The sequence below is a fragment of the Leifsonia sp. genome, assembly GCF_051955155.1.
Taxonomy (GTDB): domain Bacteria; phylum Actinomycetota; class Actinomycetes; order Actinomycetales; family Microbacteriaceae; genus Leifsonia.
Genome location: NZ_JBQCGZ010000051.1, coordinates 38467 through 54931, shown reverse-complemented (window position 1 = coordinate 54931; position 16465 = coordinate 38467). Strand labels below are relative to the sequence as shown.

Below are 16465 nucleotides of genomic sequence, written 5' to 3'. Positions count from 1 at the left end.
GGGGCCGGGGGGCCCCGGGGGGGGGCCCCCGCCGGGGGTCGGCGGGGGGGCCGGCCAGGGGGGGGGTCGCCGGCCCCCGCCGAGGCACGTCGGCGCGCGCGCCTCAGCGCACCGGTCTCAGCGCGATCTCCGCACCCGTCCACCTGGCACGCAGCCAGCGGTCGTGGCTGGCGACGACCACGGCGCCCGGGTAGCCGCCGAGCGCCTCCTCCAGCTCGGTCGCGAGCGTCAGGGAGAGGTGGTTCGTCGGCTCGTCCAGGAGGAACAGGTGCGGCGGCCTGGCCAGGATCAGCGCCAGCGCGAGCCGGCGCTGCTGGCCGACCGACAGGGTACCGACCGGACGGTCGAGGTCGCGGGCCGCGATCAGGCCGAGACCGCGCAGCGGGACCGCCTCCGCCCGTTTCTCGCCCAGCGCGATCTCGTAGATGCGGCGCGGGGTGAGCGACGGGTCGGCGAAGCGGACATCCTGCTCCAGGAGGGCCGTCCGCAGCCCGCGCCGCCGGTTCACCGCGCCCGCCGCGGGGTCGATGCGGCCGGCGAGCACGCCGAGCAGCGTCGACTTGCCCGCACCGTTCGGCCCGGTCACCAGGATGCGCGCGTCCGGCCCGACGGCGAACTCGGTGACGTCCAGCCGGCCCGGCACCCGGACGTCCTGCGCGGAGACCAGGGTCCCCGCATCGTCCGCGAGCGTCTGGAACCCCGACGGGATGCCGGAGAACGACAGCGGAGCCGGCGGCTTGCGCACCTGGTTCTCGCGCAGGTCGTCGAGCCGCCCGGAGGCGTTCTTGATCCTGCGGCTGATCTGCCGGTCGAGCGTGTTGCCCTTGTACGACTTCGTGAACTTGTCGTTGTCGCGCACCTTGCCCGACCACGCGATGGACCGCGCGGTGACGTCCACCGCGTGCTCCAGCGCCGCCAGCTCGTCCTGCTCGTCGGCGTACTGCTTCTCCCAGCGGGCGCGCTCGGCGGCCTTCGCCTCCAGGTAGTCGCTGTAGCCGCCGCCGAACACGGTCGTGCCGGAGCGGGACGGGTCGAGGTCGATCAGCCCGGTCGCCACCGCGTCCAGGAACGCCCGGTCGTGGCTGGCGAACAGCACGGGACCGTGCCAGCCGACCAACTGCCGTTCCAGGAACGCCGCGGCCGCGTCGTCCAGGTGGTTCGTCGGCTCGTCGAGGAGCAGCGCGTCCGGCCGACCCAGCAGCAGCGCCGCCAGCGCGAACCGGCTGCGCTGGCCGCCGGAGACCTCGCCGACCCGCCGAGCCAGCGGGATCCCGCCGACCCCGAGACCGTCGAGCAGCTCGTCGCGCCGGGCGTCGATGCTCCAGATCTCGGCACGCTCCGCCGCCGCGAGCGCGGCGTCGTAGCGGGCTGAGGCGGCCGGGTCGTCGCCGGCGAGCGCCGTGGCCGCCGACTCGAGCTCGCGCTCGATGGCGCGGACCTCGGCGATGGCGTCCTCGATCAGCGTCGCGAGCGTCTCCTCGGGACGGAAGCGCACCTCCTGCCAGAGGAAGCCGACCCGGGCGGGCGTCGAGACGAGACCGGAATCGGGGACCTCGGCGCCGGCCAGGATGCGCAGCAGCGTGGACTTGCCGACCCCGTTCTCGCCGATCAGTCCCGTCCGGGCACCGGGGGCGACCGTCAGGGAGATGTCGGTGAGGACGCGCCGGTCGCCGTAGCCGTGCGAGATACCGTCGGCGCGGAGCGGAGAGAGTGTGAGCGTTGGCATGGATGAACCGCCTTTCGGGCGCTCCTCAAGGAGCCGGTTCCCGCCGGGCGATCCCCGTGTGGAGTGGGCGCGGAAGCGCACACGCGCGGTGACCTGAAGGGTCGCTCACTCCATCGACGGCGCCTCGGGCGCGGGACGAAAGGGAGTTCTTACTTCATAGCGCTGACGACCATAACAGGCCGACCGCGCGCTTGTCCAGCCGCTACTGCGCGAGCTCGAGCACCTCGGCCGTGCGCTTGAGCACCTTCTCCGCCTCCGCCGGCCGGTCGTTCAGCGTGGTGCCGACCGTCGGGATGAGCTCCTTCAGGGTCGGCAGCCAGCCGTCGTAACGGTCGGGGAAGCAGCGCTTCAGCAGGTCGATCATGATCGGAACCGCGGTGGACGCGCCGGGCGAGGCGCCGAGCAGGCCGGCGATGCTGCCGTCCTCCGCCGCGACGACCTCGGTGCCGAACTGGAGCACGCCGCCCTTCTTGGCGTCCTTCTTCATCACCTGCACGCGCTGGCCCGCCGTGATGAGCTCCCAGTCCTCCTGCTTCGCCGTCGGCATGAACTCCTGCAGCGCCTTCAGCTTCTTGGCGCGGCTGGCGAACACCTCGCCGATCAGGTACTTCATCAGGTCCATGTTGTCGCGAGCGACGGCGAGCATCGGGCCGATGTTGCCGGGGCGGACCGAGCCGGGGAGGTCCCACCAGGTTCCGGTCTTCAGGAACTTCGGGCTGAATCCGGCGTACGGACCGAACAGCAGCGAGGTCTCACCGTCGACGACGCGGGTGTCGAGGTGCGGGACCGACATCGGCGGGGCGCCGACGGCGGCCTTGCCGTAGACCTTGGCCTGGTGCTGGGCGACGATCTTCGGGTTCCTGGTGCGCAGGAACTGGCCGGAAATCGGGAAGCCGCCGAAGCCGGCGATCTCGGGGATGCCGGACTTCTGCAGCAGGTGCAGCGCTCCGCCCCCCGCGCCGACGAACACGAACCGCGCGAGCGCCTCGTGCGGGGTGTTGCCGACCTCGTGCCGGACCTTGATGCGCCAGAGGCCGTCCTTGGTGCGCTTGATGCTGCGGACGCGGTGGTTGAGCGCGAGCTCGGCGCCGTTCGCGACCAGGTTGTCGATGAGCGCGCGGGTGAGCGCGCCGAAGTCGACGTCCGTGCCCTCGAGCTGACGGGTGGCGGCGATGCGCTGCTTGGGATTGCGCTTCTTGGTGAGCAGCGGAGTCCACTCGGCGATCGTCGCCGGGTCCTCGGTGTACTCCATGCCGGCGAACAGCGGCTGGTCCTTGAGCGCCTCGTAGCGGCGGCGCAGGTAGCGGACGTTGTCACGGCCGCGCACGAAGGTCATGTGCGGGGTCGAGTTGATGAAGGTGTGCGGCGCCGGAAGGTCGCCGGCGGCGACCAGGCTCGCCCAGAACTGGCGGCTGAGCTGGAACTGCTCGTTGATGCTGACTGCCTTGGCGGGGTCGACCGACCCGTCAGGCGCCTCCGGCATGTAGTTCAGCTCGCAGAGGGCGGCGTGACCGGTTCCGGCGTTGTTCCACGGGTTCGAGCTCTCCTGGGCGACCTCGCCGAGGGACTCGTAGATGCGGATGCTCCAGTCCGGCTGCACGCGCTGGATCATGGCCCCCAGCGTCGCGCTCATGATGCCGCCGCCGATCAGGACGACGTCGATGGGAGAATTGCTCACCAGACAATCCTACGGTGCGCGGCCGCCTCGCCCTTCTCGCGCCCCGAAAACTGTCTCGACATCGAGACAACCCCGGGTGGCCGAGGGGCGAGTCGTCGGTGCGACGCGCCGAGGGCGTGCCGCACCGTCTCGCCCCTCGGCGCTCAGGCCTCGACGCGGCTGCCCAGGCGCTTGGCGACCAGCTCGGCGATCTGCACGGCGTTCAGCGCGGCACCCTTGCGCAGGTTGTCGTTGCTGATGAAGAGGGCGAGACCGCGGCCGGCCGGCGCGCCCTCGTCGGCGCGGATGCGGCCGACGAAGCTCGGGTCCTGGCCCGCCGCCTCCAGCGGGGTGGGGACGTCGGTCAGCCGGACGCCGGGTGCGTCGGCGAGGAGCTCGGTGGCGCGCTCGGGGCTGAGCGGCTCGGCGAACTCGGCGTTGATGGAGAGCGAGTGGCCGGTGAAGACGGGGACGCGGACGCAGGTGCCGCTGACCAGCAGGTCGGGCAGGCCCAGGATCTTGCGGCTCTCGTTGCGGAGCTTCTTCTCCTCGTCCGTCTCGTTCTCGCCGTCGTCGACGATGGAGCCGGCGAGCGGGATGACGTCGAACGCGATGGGCCGCACGTACTTGACGGGCGCGGGCATGGCGACCGCGGAGCCGTCGTGGACGAGCTGCAGCAGGTTGTCGTCGGCGACGGCCGTGCGCACCTGGCCGGCGAGCTCCTCCGCTCCGGCGAGCCCGGAGCCGGAGACCGCCTGGTAGGTGCTGACGATGAGGCGCTGGAGCCCGGCCTCCCTGTCGAGGACCTTGAGCACCGGCATGGCAGCCATCGTGGTGCAGTTCGGGTTGGCGATGATGCCCTTGCGCGCGTCGTCGATCGCCTCCGGGTTGACCTCGGAGACGACCAGCGGGACATCCGGGTCCATCCGCCAGCCGCTGGAGTTGTCGATCACGATCGCGCCGGCCTCCGCGAAGCGCGGGGCGTGCGCCTTGGAGCCGGTCGCGCCCGCCGAGAACAGGGCGATGTCGATGCCGGAGACGTCGGCGGTCGCGACGTCCTCGACGACGATGTCCTCGCCGCGGAACGGCAGCGTTGTGCCCGCCGAGCGCGACGAGGCGAAGAAGCGGATGCTCTTCACCGGGAACTCGCGCTCCTCCAGCAGGCGGCGCATCACGCTGCCCACCTGTCCGGTCGCGCCGACGACGGCGATGTTCAGTCCGGTTGCCTCGCTCATGGATTGGCCCTTCGGGTCGGTGTCTTGGTGGAGTCGAACGGCGGGCGCGCGCCCGGGTATTCCCTAGCGCCCGGTGCCGGCGTAGACGACGGCCTTCTCGTCGCCGTCCAGGCCGAAGGCCGAGTGCACGACGCGGGCGGCCTCGGCGACGGTGTCGGCGCGGGTGACGACCGAGATGCGGATCTCGCTGGTGGAGATCATCTCGATGTTGATGCCGGCGTCGTACAGGGCCTCGAACAGCTTGGCCGAGACGCCGGTGTTGGTGCGCATCCCGGCGCCGACCAGGGCCAGCTTGCCGATCTGGTCGTCGTACTGCAGCGAGTCGTAGCCGACCTCGTCGCGCTCGGCGGTCAGGGCGGTGAGCACGCGCTGCCCCTCCGACTTGGGGAGCGTGAAGGAGATGTCGGTGAGGCTGGTCGCGGCGGCGGACACGTTCTGCACGATCATGTCGACGTTGGCGTTCGCCTTGGCGACGATCTTGAAGATCTGCGCGGCCTTGCCGGGGACGTCCGGCACGCCGACGACGGTGATCTTCGCCTCGCTCAGGTCGGTGGCGACTCCGGAGATGATGGGCTCTTCCACGTTTCCATCCTTCTTCGCGGCCTTCGCCGCGGCTGCTTCGTTGAGGACGTACGTGCCCTCCTTGTTCGAGAACGAGGAGCGCACGTGCAGGGTCACATTGTGGCGGCGCGCGTACTCGACCGCGCGGATGTGCAGGACCTTCGCGCCGGCCGCCGCCAGCTCCAGCATCTCCTCGCTGGTGATCCTGTCGATCTTGCGCGCGAGCGGGACCTGCCGGGGGTCGGAGGTGAAGACGCCGTCCACGTCGGTGTAGATCTCGCAGACCTCGGCGCCGAGCGCGGCGGCCAGGGCGACGGCGGTGGTGTCGGAGCCGCCGCGGCCGAGCGTCGTGATGTCGCGGGACTCGCGGCTGAAGCCCTGGAAGCCGGCGACGATCGCGATCGCGCCCTCCTCGAGCGCGTCCTTGAGGCGGCCGGGCGTGACGTCCACGATGCGCGCGGAGCCGTGCACGGCGTCGGTGATCATGCCGGCCTGGCTGCCGGTGAAGGAGCGGGCGTCGTAGCCCATGCTCTTGATCGCCATCGCGAGCAGCGCCATCGAGATGCGCTCGCCGGCGGTGAGCAGCATGTCCAGCTCGCGCGGCGCGGGGATGGGCGTGACCTCGTGCGCGAGATCGATCAGCTCGTCCGTGGTGTCGCCCATCGCCGAGACGGCCACGACGACCTCGTTGCCGGCCTTGCGGGTCTCCACGATCCGCTTGGCGACACGCTTGATGCTCTCAGCGTCCGCGACGGACGAGCCGCCGAATTTCTGCACGATCAAAGCCACGTAGCACTCCAGAAGTCACGGGAGTGTCCATTCTACCGGCCGGGGATATGCCGGCTCCGCCATGTGACGAAGGCCGGTCAGGAGACCTGGCGGCGGCCCTCGAAGGCGCGGCCGAGCGTGACCTCGTCCGCGTACTCGAGGTCGCCGCCGACCGGCAGGCCGGAGGCGAGCCGCGTGACGCGGATGTCGAGCGTGGTGAGCAGGCGGCTGAGGTAGGTCGCTGTCGCCTCGCCCTCCAGGTTCGGGTCGGTGGCGATGATGACCTCCTGCACCGTGCCGTCCGCGAGCCGCTGCATGAGCTGGCGGATGCGCAGGTCGTCGGGGCCGACGCCGTCGATCGGGCTGATCGCGCCGCCGAGCACGTGGTACAGCCCGCGGAACTCGCGGGTGCGCTCGATGGCGACCACGTCCTTCGCCTCCTCGACCACGCAGATCAGCGCGGGGTTGCGGCGCGGATCGCGGCAGATGGAGCAGGTGGCCTCCTCGGAGACGTTGCCGCAGATCTCGCAGAAGCGCACCTTGTCGCGCACCTCGAGCAGCACCTCCGCCAGCCGCGTGACGTCGAACGTCTCGGTCTGCAGGATGTGGAACGCGATCCGCTGCGCCGACTTCGGCCCGATGCCGGGCAGGCGGCCGAGCTCGTCGATCAGCTCCTGGACGATGCCTTCGTACACGCCGCTACCTCATCCCCGGGTTCTGCGGGGCGGGCTGCTCCTCGAGGAAGGTGGCGCCGAGGATCTCGCGGACGACCGCCTCCCCGTAGCGCTGCGGCGCCTGGAAGGTGGGCGTGCGGGAGCCGGCCGCCGGCGCGCTGCGCTCGGGGGCTGCGGCGCGGGCGGGAGCCGCGGGCGCAGCCGGGGCGGCGGGCGCGCGGGACGCGCCGGCCGCCGGCCCTGCGGCGGAGCGCGCGGGCGCGGCGCCTCCGACCGAGGGGTCGGCGGGCGCGGCGCTCGCCCAGCCGTCGGCCGGCTCGTCCGGCACCGGCGGCTCGAAGGGCGGCTCGGTCTCCTCGGGAGGGACGTCGTCGAAGGGCGGCTCGTCGGCGGCGGCGGCCGGCTGCTCGCGCTCCAGCGTCGCGACGGGTGCCGCGGGCGCGGCGGGCGCGGCGGGACGCGCGGGCGGGGTCGCCTGGCCGGCGGCGCCGCCGCCGGGGATGGCGACGGTCGCCCACTCGGTCACCGAGGACGCCGGCGCGCCGGCGGCCGACGCCGCGGGAGCGGTGGACGCCGAAGCGCCTCCCCGCGGTGCGGAGGAGCCGGACGGTGTTGGCGAGCCGGACGGACCGGAGGCCGGCCGGGTCGGCGCCGGTGCTTCGGCGCGCACGGGGGCGGCCGGTGCGGCGGGGGCGCCGTCGGCGCCCGGCCACGGATCGGCGGCGGGAGCGGCCGGTGCGCCGGCGGACGGGCGCGACGGCGCGGACGGTCCGCCGTCGGCGCGCGCGATGAACTTGACCCGGATGCCGAGGATCTCGACGATCGCCTGGCGCAGGTATTCGCTGACGCCCTGGCTGCCGGGGGCCTGCGGCTGGCGGAAGCTCTGCACGTCGTTGTCGCTCGGGAAGGAGAGCGTCAGCACATCGCCGGAGAGCGAGCGGACCTGGGCGGTGAAGACGACCATCCAGGCGCTGCGCTTGGCGCGCTGCACGGCGTCCAGGATCTGCGGCCAGGCGTCCTTGACCTGCTGCGTCGTCACCTCGCCGACCGCGGCGGGAGCAGCGGGTGCGGCGGGCGCGCTGGCGGGCTCCGGCGCGGAATCGGCGGCGGGCGCCGTGACTGCGGCCGGCGCGGGCTCGGGGGCCGCGATCTCGGCGGGCTCGGCGACCGGGGCGGCGGTGGCGGCGGGAGCGGCCGCCGGCTCGGCGGGAGCGGCAGCAGCAGGCGCGGAGGCAGCGGCAGGCGCGGGGGCAGCGGCGGGCGCAGGAGCAGCAGCGGGCGCGGCAGCCGGCGCGGCCGTCTCGCGGCTGCGCGCCGGCGCGGCGGCGGCCGGCGCGGCCGTCACCGGCTCCGGACCGCCGGCGTCGCTCACGCCGACGCGGCGCTCCAGCCGCTCGACGCGCGCGAGCGTTCCGCGCTGGCTGTCGTCGCTGGACGGCACGAGCACGCGCGCGATCATCAGCTCCAGGTGCAGGCGCGGCGACGTGGCGCCGGTCATCTCGGTGAGGGCGTCGTTGACGATGTCGGCGGCGCGGCTCAGCTCGGCGGCGCCGAACTTCATCGCCTGCATGCCCATCCGGTCCAGCTCGTCCTGCGGGACGCCGCGCAGCACGGCGGCCGCGCCCTCGACGCTCGTGGCGGCGACGACGATCAGGTCGCGCAGGCGCTCCAGCAGGTCCTCCACGAACCGCCGCGGGTCCTGGCCGGTCTGGATGACGCGGTCGACCGCCGCGAACGCGCCGGCCGCATCCCGTGCGGAGATCGCGTCGATGACCTCGTCGAGCAGCGCGGCGTGCGTGTAGCCGAGCAGCGCGACCGCGCGCTCGTACTCGATGGCGCTGCCCTCCGAGCCCGCCATCAGCTGGTCGAGCAGCGAGAGCGTGTCGCGCGGCGAGCCGCCGCCCGCGCGCACCACCAGGGGCAGGACGCCGGGTGCGACCGTCATGCCCTCGCTGTCGCACAGGCTCTGGACGTACTCCAGCATCTGCGCGGGCGGGACGAGCCGGAACGGGTAGTGGTGGGTGCGCGAGCGGATGGTGCCGATGACCTTCTCGGGCTCCGTGGTCGCGAAGATGAACTTCACGTGCTCCGGCGGCTCCTCGACGATCTTCAGCAGCGCGTTGAAGCCCTGCGGCGTGACCATGTGCGCCTCGTCGAGGATGAAGATCTTGTAGCGGTCGCGGGCCGGGGCGAAGATCGCGCGCTCGCGGATGTCGCGCGCGTCGTCGACGCCGTTGTGGCTGGCCGCGTCGATCTCGACCACGTCGAGCGAGCCGCCGCCGTCGCGGCTGAGCTCGACGCAGCTCGCGCACGTCCCGCACGGGGTGTCCGTCGGGCCCTCCGCGCAGTTGAGGCAGCGGGCGAGGATGCGGGCCGAAGTGGTCTTGCCGCAACCGCGCGGGCCGGAGAACAGATAGGCGTGGTTCACCCTGTTGGTGCGCAGCGCCGTCATCAGGGGCTCCGTCACCTGCGACTGGCCGATCATGTCGGCGAAGGTGTCGGGCCGATAGCGGCGATAGAGAGCGGTTACCACCCACACATGCTACTTGCCGCCGCCGACATTCACCTGCCCGTCCGCGGACGGCGGACGCTCACCGCCCCGGCACGGACGACGGGGCCGTGAGTGCGGTCTGGATGGCCGCCCAGAGCGCCGCCCGCGCGCGCTCCGTCGGCTGCGCGGCGGGGCCGTCCGGCAGCGACAGCGGGGTGTACGGCGGCAGGTAGGACAGGTGAGTCGCGTCCGGAGCGCGCAGGTACGCGTCGCCCTCCCGGGCGGGGCGGACGCGGGCGGCGGCGGCCATCCAGTCGCACGCGTTGGCGAGCACCTCGTCCCTGCCCGCGCACGCGAGCACGACGGGTCCCGGGATGCGGCGCAGGTCGAGCACAGCGGACGTGCTCGCCTGGTGCGTCCCGGTGACGCACGGCACCCACGCTCCGCCGACCGTGACGGCGGGGCTCGGAACCGGCGACGGGCAGATCAGCCCGGTGGTCCCGCCCGGCGCGATCGCGCCGTAGATCGTCCCCGCGTAGGCGCTCGCCGCCCAGAGCGCCAGAGCGGCGCCGCGCGATGTCCCGAACGTGAAGATGCGCTGGTCGTCCACACCCGGCTGCGAGCGCAGCCAGCTCACCGCCGACAGGACACGCTCGCCGGGCAGGCTGCGCAGCGGGTCGAGCTGGCCCGCCGAGCCGTATGTGGAGATCGCGAGCGCCGGGTATCCCATCGCCGAGAGCGTCGCCGCGGCGAGCACGCCGGTCGGGGCCCCGGGGTCGGTGCCGTCGAAGACGAGGACGCCGGGGCGGACGCCGCTCGCCGTCGTGAGCGGCTGGAAGTAGTCGCCGGTGATGCCGTCGTCGAACTCCGCGCGGGAGGGCGCAGCGGCGGACAGCCCGATCCTGCGCACCTCGGTCGACGCCACCCTCCGGCCGTCGACGCTCGCCTGCAGGCCGACCGTGACCGTGGAGCCGCCCCAGACCTCGTCCGAGGTCGCCGACGCGCCGGTGACGTCGCGGAGCGACCAGAACAGGCCCATGCCGTCCGCGCCGGAGAACGACGCGTCCAGCGGGGCCTGCCTGGCGAGGTCGACGACGCCGTCCGCCGGCACGGCGTACACGGCCTGCGACGTCCACAGGTCGCCGATGCGCGCCGACGCGCGGATGGTCACCTGCTGGCCGGGCGGCAGGGCGAGCAGCCGGATGCCGACCGGTTCCCACACCGGGCTCGGGTTGCTGCTCACCTCGAACCGCGGCCCGGCGGTCCCCGGGCGGGCGCCGCATCCCGCCAGCGCCAGCGCGGCGAGCGCCGCCGCGGCGAGCGCGGCCACGATCCTGCGCTGCCTCATGACCCGATCGCCTCCTCCAGCAGTGCCGTGACCCGGGACCAGAATGCCGCACGCGCGTCCTCCGTCGCCTGCGCCGTCGCCGGGGGCAGCCCGTCCAGTCCGATCGGGAGCAGCGGAGGGGTGGAGATGTCGTGCGCTGCGCCGACCGCGGCGAGCCCCTCGCCCTCCCCTCCGGGCCGGCGCGCCGCGAGCCCGGCGCGCTGCCAGTCGCACGCCGACGGCAGCAGCTGATCCGCGGTGCCGCACGCGAGCAGCACGGGGCCGGGGATGCGCGCGAGCGGCAGGATCGGGGTGTCGGCGAGCGTCCGGTCGGGGCTCGTGCACGGGACGGGACGCCCCGCACTGTAGAGCACGGGCGTTCCCGCCGTCGAGGTGCACAGCAGCGCGGTCGGCCCGCTCGCCGCGATCGCCGCGTACACCGCACCCGGCTCCTCCGCCGCGAACCACAGCGCGAGCGGTGCGGCGCGGCCGGTGCCGTAGACGACGATCCGGTGCGGGTCGACGCCCGGCCGCGCGGCGAGCCAGGCGCGGGCCGCGTCGAACGCCTCGACCGACAGCGCCGCCGAACCCGGGATCTGGCCCTCCGGCCCGAACGCAGGAAGCACGAACACCGGGAAGCCCAGCTGCGCGATCCGCCGGGCGGCGAACGCCCCGGACGCTCCTCCGTCGTCGCCGTCCACGACGATCACGGCGGGGCGCGGATGCACCAGCGCCGGCAGCGGCGAGAACAGCTCGCCGACGCGCAGGGAGCCCAGGGTGCCGCCCGGCGCGGCGCCGGTACTCCCGAGGAGGTCGGCGGCGAAGATATCGCGCTCGACGCTCTGCGCGGCGAGGGCGGAGCGGTGGATGCTCGTCGCGGCCACCCTCCTGCCCTGCTGCTGCGCGCTCAGCCGGATGGTGACCGCGCTCTGCGCCCAGGTGCGCTCCAGCTCGGCCTGGCTGAGCGACGGGCCGGTCATGCTCCACAGCGGCGCTCCGCCGTCCGGCCGCACCCACGGGGCGGTGATCGCCTGCTGCGACCAGAGCCGCACCGTGCCGTCGGGAGGGACGGCGTAGACGGCGCGCGAGGTCCAGGTCCCCGCGGCGGTCTCCGCGCTCGCGTCCAGCACGACGTCCTCCCCCGGCCGCAGCCCGACCAGGGCGATCGCGATCGGATCGGAGACGCCGTCGCCGAACCGGTCGGCCGCGATCCGCGGACCGCCGGACGGCGCGGGCGCGCAGCCGCCGAGCAGAGCGATGCACGCGACGAGCGCCGCAACCCCGATCGCGGCCCTGGCGCTCACGGCAGCACCGCCCGCAGCAGCAGGTGGCCGACCGTGTTCCAGAACGCGACGCGGGCCTCCTGCGTCGCCTGCGCGTCCGCCCCGCGCGGGCCGGAGGCGTCCGGCAGCGCGATCGGCAGGCCGGGCGGCACCGACACCGCGTGCGCGGACCCGGGCTCCACGAGCAGCTTGTCGCCGGCCCTCGTGCCGCGCAGCGCGGCGACGGCACGCTGCGCGAGGCACGAGGACTCGAGGACGGCGTCCCGCTCGCCGCAGACCAGCACGACCGGGCCGGGGACCGCGGCGAGGGAGATCGCGCGGCCCACCGGGTCGTTCGTGCACGCCGCGGGGACGCCGCCGTCGTCCACCGGCGAACGGGCGCCGGGCGACGAGCAGAGCAGCCCCGACGCCCCTCCCCCGGCGAACACGCCGTGCAGCCAGTCCGGGAACCGCGCCGCCGCCCACAGCGCCAGCTGCTCGGCCGCACCGGTCCCGTAGACGAAGATGTGCCTGCTGTCCACGTCCGGCCGGCCGCCCAGCCAGTGCAGCACCGACTCGACGGTCGTGCTGTCGATGACGCTGGAGACGTGGACGCCGTCCGGCGATGCCACGGGGAGGACGAAGACGGACGCCCCGAACGCCGACAGCAGTGGAGCCGTGAACGCCGAGGACGCGCCGGTCTCCGGGTCGTCGAACATCAGCACGGCGGGGGCGACGGGCCGCTCGATCGAGGACGCGTCGAAGAAGCGGCCGATCCGCTGGTCCTCGTGCGTCTCGTGCGGGAGGCGGGTGCCGGAGGAGCCGCCGAGCAGGTCGCGCGTGGAGATGCTGTGCGGGGTCAGCTCGGCGGCGAGGCCCTGCAGCTCGAAGGTGCGCTCGGCCACCAGCCGGTCGCCGTCGCTCGCGGTGAGCGTCACCGCGTTCGTCTCCCGCATCCACTGCCTGGCCAGCTCCGCCGGCGGAAGCTCGGGGCCGCGCAGCGACCAGAACAGGGCCGCGGAGTCCGGCCGGTGGAACGACGCCAGCTGCGGGGATGCGCTCGCCAGGTCGACCGTCCCGGTCGCGGGCACCGTGTAGGTCGCCGCGGAGTGCCAGGTCCCGCGCGCGGTGCGCAGCGTCGCGGCGATCCGGACGCGGCTGCCGGGCGCGGCGCCGACCAGCTCCAGCGGAACCGGCCAGAGCACCGAGCTGAACCGGATGAGCGGCGGGGTCACGAAGCGCGGGCCCGCTCCGGCGCCGCCCGCGGTGCAGCCGCTCAGAACCAGCGCGGCGGAGGCGAGGCCGGCAAGCAAGAGCACGAGGGACCGGCGCGCCCGCGTCGGCAGCGGAGGATCGTGGCGGAAGCGCCCCGCGCCCCGTTCCGGTGATCCGCCGCGCCATCGCCGCATCCCACGCTCCGCCCGCTCAGCCCGCGCCGACCGCCTGGAGGCTCTGCCTGGCGATCTCGAGCTCCTCGTTGGTCGGGACGACGAGCACCGCGACCCGGGAGTCGTCGGTGGAGACGATCCTGGGCTCGTCCCCGCTCCGCTCGTTGCGCTCCGGGTCGATCCGGATGCCGAGAACCTCGAGCCCCGCGCAGACCTCGGCGCGCAGCCAGGGGTTGTTCTCGCCGACGCCCGCGGTGAAGGTCAGCGCGTCGAGCCCGCCGAGCAGCGCCGTGTACGCGCCGATGTAGTGCTTGAGCCGGTGCACGACGACGTCGATCGCGAGCCGGGCCTGCGCATCCCCCGACTCGGCCGCGTGCCGTACGTCCCGCATGTCGCCGGTGCCGGTGAGCCCGAGCAGGCCGCTGCGGCGGTTGAGGAGCTCGTCCAGCTCGTCGATGCCGAGGCCGGCGCGGCGCGCCAGGTGCACGAGCACCGCCGGGTCGATGTCGCCGGAGCGCGTGCCCATGACCAGGCCCTCCAGCGGCGTCATGCCCATCGACGTGTCCACGGAGCGGCCGCCGTCGACCGCGCACGCCGACGCCCCGTTTCCGAGGTGCAGCACGATCTGCTTCAGCTCGCCCAGCGGACGGCCGAGCACCTCGGCCACGACGCCGGAGACGTACTTGTGGGAGGTGCCGTGGAAGCCGTAGCGACGCACCCGGTGCTTCTCCGCGAGCGCCGCGTCGATCGCGTAGGTGTACGCGGCCGGGTCGAGGGTCTGGTGGAACGCGGTGTCGAAGACGGCGACGTGCTCGACGTCCGGGAACGCCTTCTTCGCCGCGCGGATGCCCTCCAGGTTGGCCGGGTTGTGCAACGGGGCCAGGTCGGAGAGGTCCTCGATGTTGATCTCCACCAGCGGCGTGACGATCGTCGGCTCGAAGAACCGCTTCCCGCCGTGCACGACACGGTGGCCCACCGCCGCCAGCGGATGCTCCGCGAGATCGGGCCCCTCCGCCTCGAACGCGTCCAGCATCGCGCGGAAGCCGGCGGTGTGGTCGGGGATGGGCAGGGTGCGCTCGCTCGACCCGTCCGGCCCGCGGTGCCGGATGTGCCCGGACGCCTCGCCGATCCGCTCGACGAGGCCGGACGCGAGGGCGTCGCCGCTCTCCGCGTCGATCAGCTGGTACTTGAGCGACGACGAGCCGCTGTTGACGACGAGGACGGCGCTCATGACAGCGCCGCCTGGATCGCCGTGATCGCGACCGTGTTGACGATGTCCTCCACCGTCGCGCCGCGGGACAGGTCGTTGATCGGCTTGCGCAGGCCCTGCAGGACCGGGCCGATCGCGACGGCTCCCGCGCTCCGCTGCACCGCCTTGTAGGTGTTGTTGCCGGTGTTGAGGTCCGGGAAGATGAACACCGTCGCGCGGCCGGCCACCTGCGAGCCCGGCATCTTCGCGGCGCCCACCGCCGCATCCGCCGCCGCGTCGTACTGGATGGGCCCGGCGACCGCCAGCTGCGGCGCGCGCTCGCGCACCAGGGCGGTCGCGGTGCGCACCTTGTCCACGTCCTCCCCCGTCCCGGAGTCGCCCGTCGAGTACGACAGCATCGCCACCCGCGGCGGGATGCCGAACTGCTCCGCGGTGCGCGCCGACGACACCGCGATGTCGGCCAGCTGCTCCGCCGTCGGGTCGGGGATGACCGCGCAGTCGCCGTAGACGAGCACGCGGTCGGCGAGCGCCATCAGGAAGACGCTGGACACCACGGAGACGCCCGGCGTCGTCTTGATGATCTCGAACGCGGGCCGGATGGTGTGCGCCGTCGTGTGCGCGGCGCCGGAGACCATCCCGTCGGCCAGGCCGAGGTGCACCATCATCGTGCCGAAGTAGGAGGCGTCGGTGACGGTGTCCGCCGCCTGGTCGACCGTGATGCCCTTGTGCGCGCGCAGCTTCGCGTACTCGTTCGCGAACCGCAGCCGCAGCACGTCGTCGAACGGGCTGAGCACCTCGGCGCCGGACAGGTCGAGGCCGAGCTCGATCGCGCGCGACCGCACCTCGAACGGCTCGCCGAGGATGGTCAGCCGGGCGACGCCGCGGGCCAGCAGCGTGTGCGCGGCCCGCAGGATCCGGTCGTCCTCGCCCTCCGGGAGCACGATGTGCTTGGAGGCGGCACGCGCGCGCTCGATGAGGTCGTACTCGAACATCAGCGGCGTGACCACGTCGTGCCTGGTCACGTCCAGGCGGGCGAGCAGCGCGTTCGCGTCGACGTGCCGCTCGAACAGCGCGAGGGCGGTGTCGTACTTGCGCTGCGAGTCCGCGGCGAGCCGGCCCCTGGCGTGCGTGATCCTGACCACCGTCTCGTAGGTGTCGAGCGAGGTGCGCACGATCGGCAGCGGCGAGCGCAGGCCCGCCAGCAGCCGGCCGATCGGCTCCGGCAGGTCGAATCCGCCGTTCAGGACGATGCCGGCGATGGACGGGAAGGTGCCGGACGCGTTCGCCATCAGCACGGCGAGCAGGACCTCGGTGCGGTCCCCGGGCACGACCACGACCGAGCCCTCGACCAGGCGCGGCAGCACGTTGTTCATCGACATGCCCGCCACGACGACGCCGAGCGCCTCCCGGCCGAGCAGCGTCTCGTCGCCCGCGAGCAGGGTCGCGTCCGTCGTCTCCATGATCGAGCGGATGCTGGGCGCGACCAGGAACGGGTCCTCCGGCACCGCCCACACCGGCGGCAGGTCGGCCGCGTCGGGACGGACACCGCCGATCGCGGACGCGCCGGCCACCCCGTCCCCCACGGCGGCGACGATCTCGGGGAGCCGCTCGGCGTCCGCCCGGTTGGCGACGACGGCGAGCAGGCCGGCGTGCTCGGCGCGCAGCTCGACGACGGCGAGCTCGGCCAGCTGCCGCAGCTCCTCCGGCGAGCGCGGGTCGGCCTGGCCGAGGCGCTCCCCGAAGCCCTGGCCGATCCGGCCGCCGAGCACGAGCAGGACGGGCGCGCCGAGGTTCGCCGCGATGCGGGCGTTGTAGCCCAGCTCCGTCGGGCTGCCGATGTCGGTGTAGTCGGAGCCGATGATCACGACCGCGTCGCTGCGCGCCTCCACGGCGCGGAACCGGCGGACGATCTCGCCGAGCGCGGCGTCCGGGTCGGCGTGCACGTCCTCGTAGGTGACGCCGATGGCGTCGTCGTAGCCGATCTCCGCGGTGACCCGGCCGAGCAGCAGCTCCAGCACGTAGTCGCGCTCGACGGTGGAGCGGGCGATCGGCCGGAAGACACCGACCCTTCCCACGGAGTGCCGCAGCGCCTCCAGCACGCCCAGTGCGATCGTCGACTTGCCGGTGTGCCCCTCGGCGGAGGTGATGTAGAGCGAACGGGCCACG

Annotated in this window: 11 protein-coding genes; all 11 read right to left on the bottom strand. The window is 73.8% G+C overall.

What is annotated here, in order from left to right; genetic code table 11:
- Window positions 1-103: 103 nt before the first annotated feature.
- The 11 genes from ACTHMF_RS05120 to pta all read right to left on the bottom strand — a co-directional run bounded on the left by ACTHMF_RS05120 (window position 104) and on the right by pta (window position 16464).
- Window positions 104-1726, bottom strand: coding sequence for an ABC-F family ATP-binding cassette domain-containing protein (locus ACTHMF_RS05120; protein ID WP_440316563.1), 1623 nt, complete (start codon window positions 1724-1726; stop codon window positions 104-106).
- A 202-nt stretch (window positions 1727-1928) separates the two neighbouring features.
- Window positions 1929-3404: a malate:quinone oxidoreductase gene (locus ACTHMF_RS05115; protein ID WP_314148293.1), complete on the bottom strand. Its 1476-nt coding sequence runs from the start codon at window positions 3402-3404 to the stop codon at window positions 1929-1931.
- Between the two features lie 143 nt (window positions 3405-3547).
- Entirely contained in the window at window positions 3548-4618 is a 1071-nt protein-coding gene (locus tag ACTHMF_RS05110) for an aspartate-semialdehyde dehydrogenase (protein WP_314148294.1), read from the bottom strand.
- A 63-nt stretch (window positions 4619-4681) separates the two neighbouring features.
- Window positions 4682-5968 (bottom strand): aspartate kinase, encoded by a 1287-nt coding sequence (locus tag ACTHMF_RS05105; RefSeq protein WP_314148296.1) that lies wholly within the window; start codon window positions 5966-5968, stop codon window positions 4682-4684.
- A 77-nt stretch (window positions 5969-6045) separates the two neighbouring features.
- Window positions 6046-6642, bottom strand: a complete 597-nt coding sequence (gene recR, locus ACTHMF_RS05100) for a recombination mediator RecR (protein WP_115695927.1) — start codon at window positions 6640-6642, stop codon at window positions 6046-6048.
- Between the two features lie 4 nt (window positions 6643-6646).
- Window positions 6647-9154 carry a DNA polymerase III subunit gamma and tau gene (locus tag ACTHMF_RS05095; RefSeq protein ID WP_440316562.1) on the bottom strand — a complete coding sequence of 836 codons (2508 nt, stop codon included), beginning with the start codon at window positions 9152-9154 and terminating at the stop codon, window positions 6647-6649.
- Window positions 9155-9212: 58 nt separating this feature from the next.
- Entirely contained in the window at window positions 9213-10460 is a 1248-nt protein-coding gene (locus ACTHMF_RS05090; protein ID WP_440316561.1) for an acyl-CoA thioesterase/BAAT N-terminal domain-containing protein, read from the bottom strand.
- Window positions 10457-11743: an acyl-CoA thioesterase/BAAT N-terminal domain-containing protein gene (locus tag ACTHMF_RS05085; protein ID WP_440316560.1), complete on the bottom strand. Its 1287-nt coding sequence runs from the start codon at window positions 11741-11743 to the stop codon at window positions 10457-10459. The genes ACTHMF_RS05090 and ACTHMF_RS05085 overlap by 4 nt, the downstream gene beginning before the upstream one ends.
- The gene (locus tag ACTHMF_RS05080) at window positions 11740-13020 is read right to left on the bottom strand and encodes an acyl-CoA thioesterase/BAAT N-terminal domain-containing protein (RefSeq protein ID WP_440316559.1); all 1281 of its coding nucleotides are present in this window, start codon (window positions 13018-13020) and stop codon (window positions 11740-11742) included. The genes ACTHMF_RS05085 and ACTHMF_RS05080 overlap by 4 nt, the downstream gene beginning before the upstream one ends.
- A 106-nt stretch (window positions 13021-13126) precedes the next feature.
- Complete coding sequence (locus ACTHMF_RS05075; RefSeq protein ID WP_440316558.1) at window positions 13127-14320, bottom strand: acetate/propionate family kinase; 1194 nt, start codon at window positions 14318-14320, stop codon at window positions 13127-13129.
- Window positions 14317-16464 (bottom strand): phosphate acetyltransferase, encoded by a 2148-nt coding sequence (gene pta / locus ACTHMF_RS05070; RefSeq protein ID WP_314147247.1) that lies wholly within the window; start codon window positions 16462-16464, stop codon window positions 14317-14319. The genes ACTHMF_RS05075 and pta overlap by 4 nt, the downstream gene beginning before the upstream one ends.
- Between the last annotated feature and the right edge of the window lies 1 nt (window position 16465).

Excerpts from the sequence above, each read along its gene's own strand:
- ACTHMF_RS05075 (WP_440316558.1), bottom strand. The coding sequence starts at position 14,320 with ATGAGCGCCGTCCTCGTCGTCAACAGCGGCTCGTCGTCGCTCAAGTAC.
- ACTHMF_RS05090 (WP_440316561.1), bottom strand. The coding sequence starts at position 10,460 with ATGAGGCAGCGCAGGATCGTGGCCGCGCTCGCCGCGGCGGCGCTCGCC.
- ACTHMF_RS05120 (WP_440316563.1), bottom strand. The coding sequence starts at position 1,726 with ATGCCAACGCTCACACTCTCTCCGCTCCGCGCCGACGGTATCTCGCAC.
- ACTHMF_RS05110 (WP_314148294.1), bottom strand. The coding sequence starts at position 4,618 with ATGAGCGAGGCAACCGGACTGAACATCGCCGTCGTCGGCGCGACCGGA.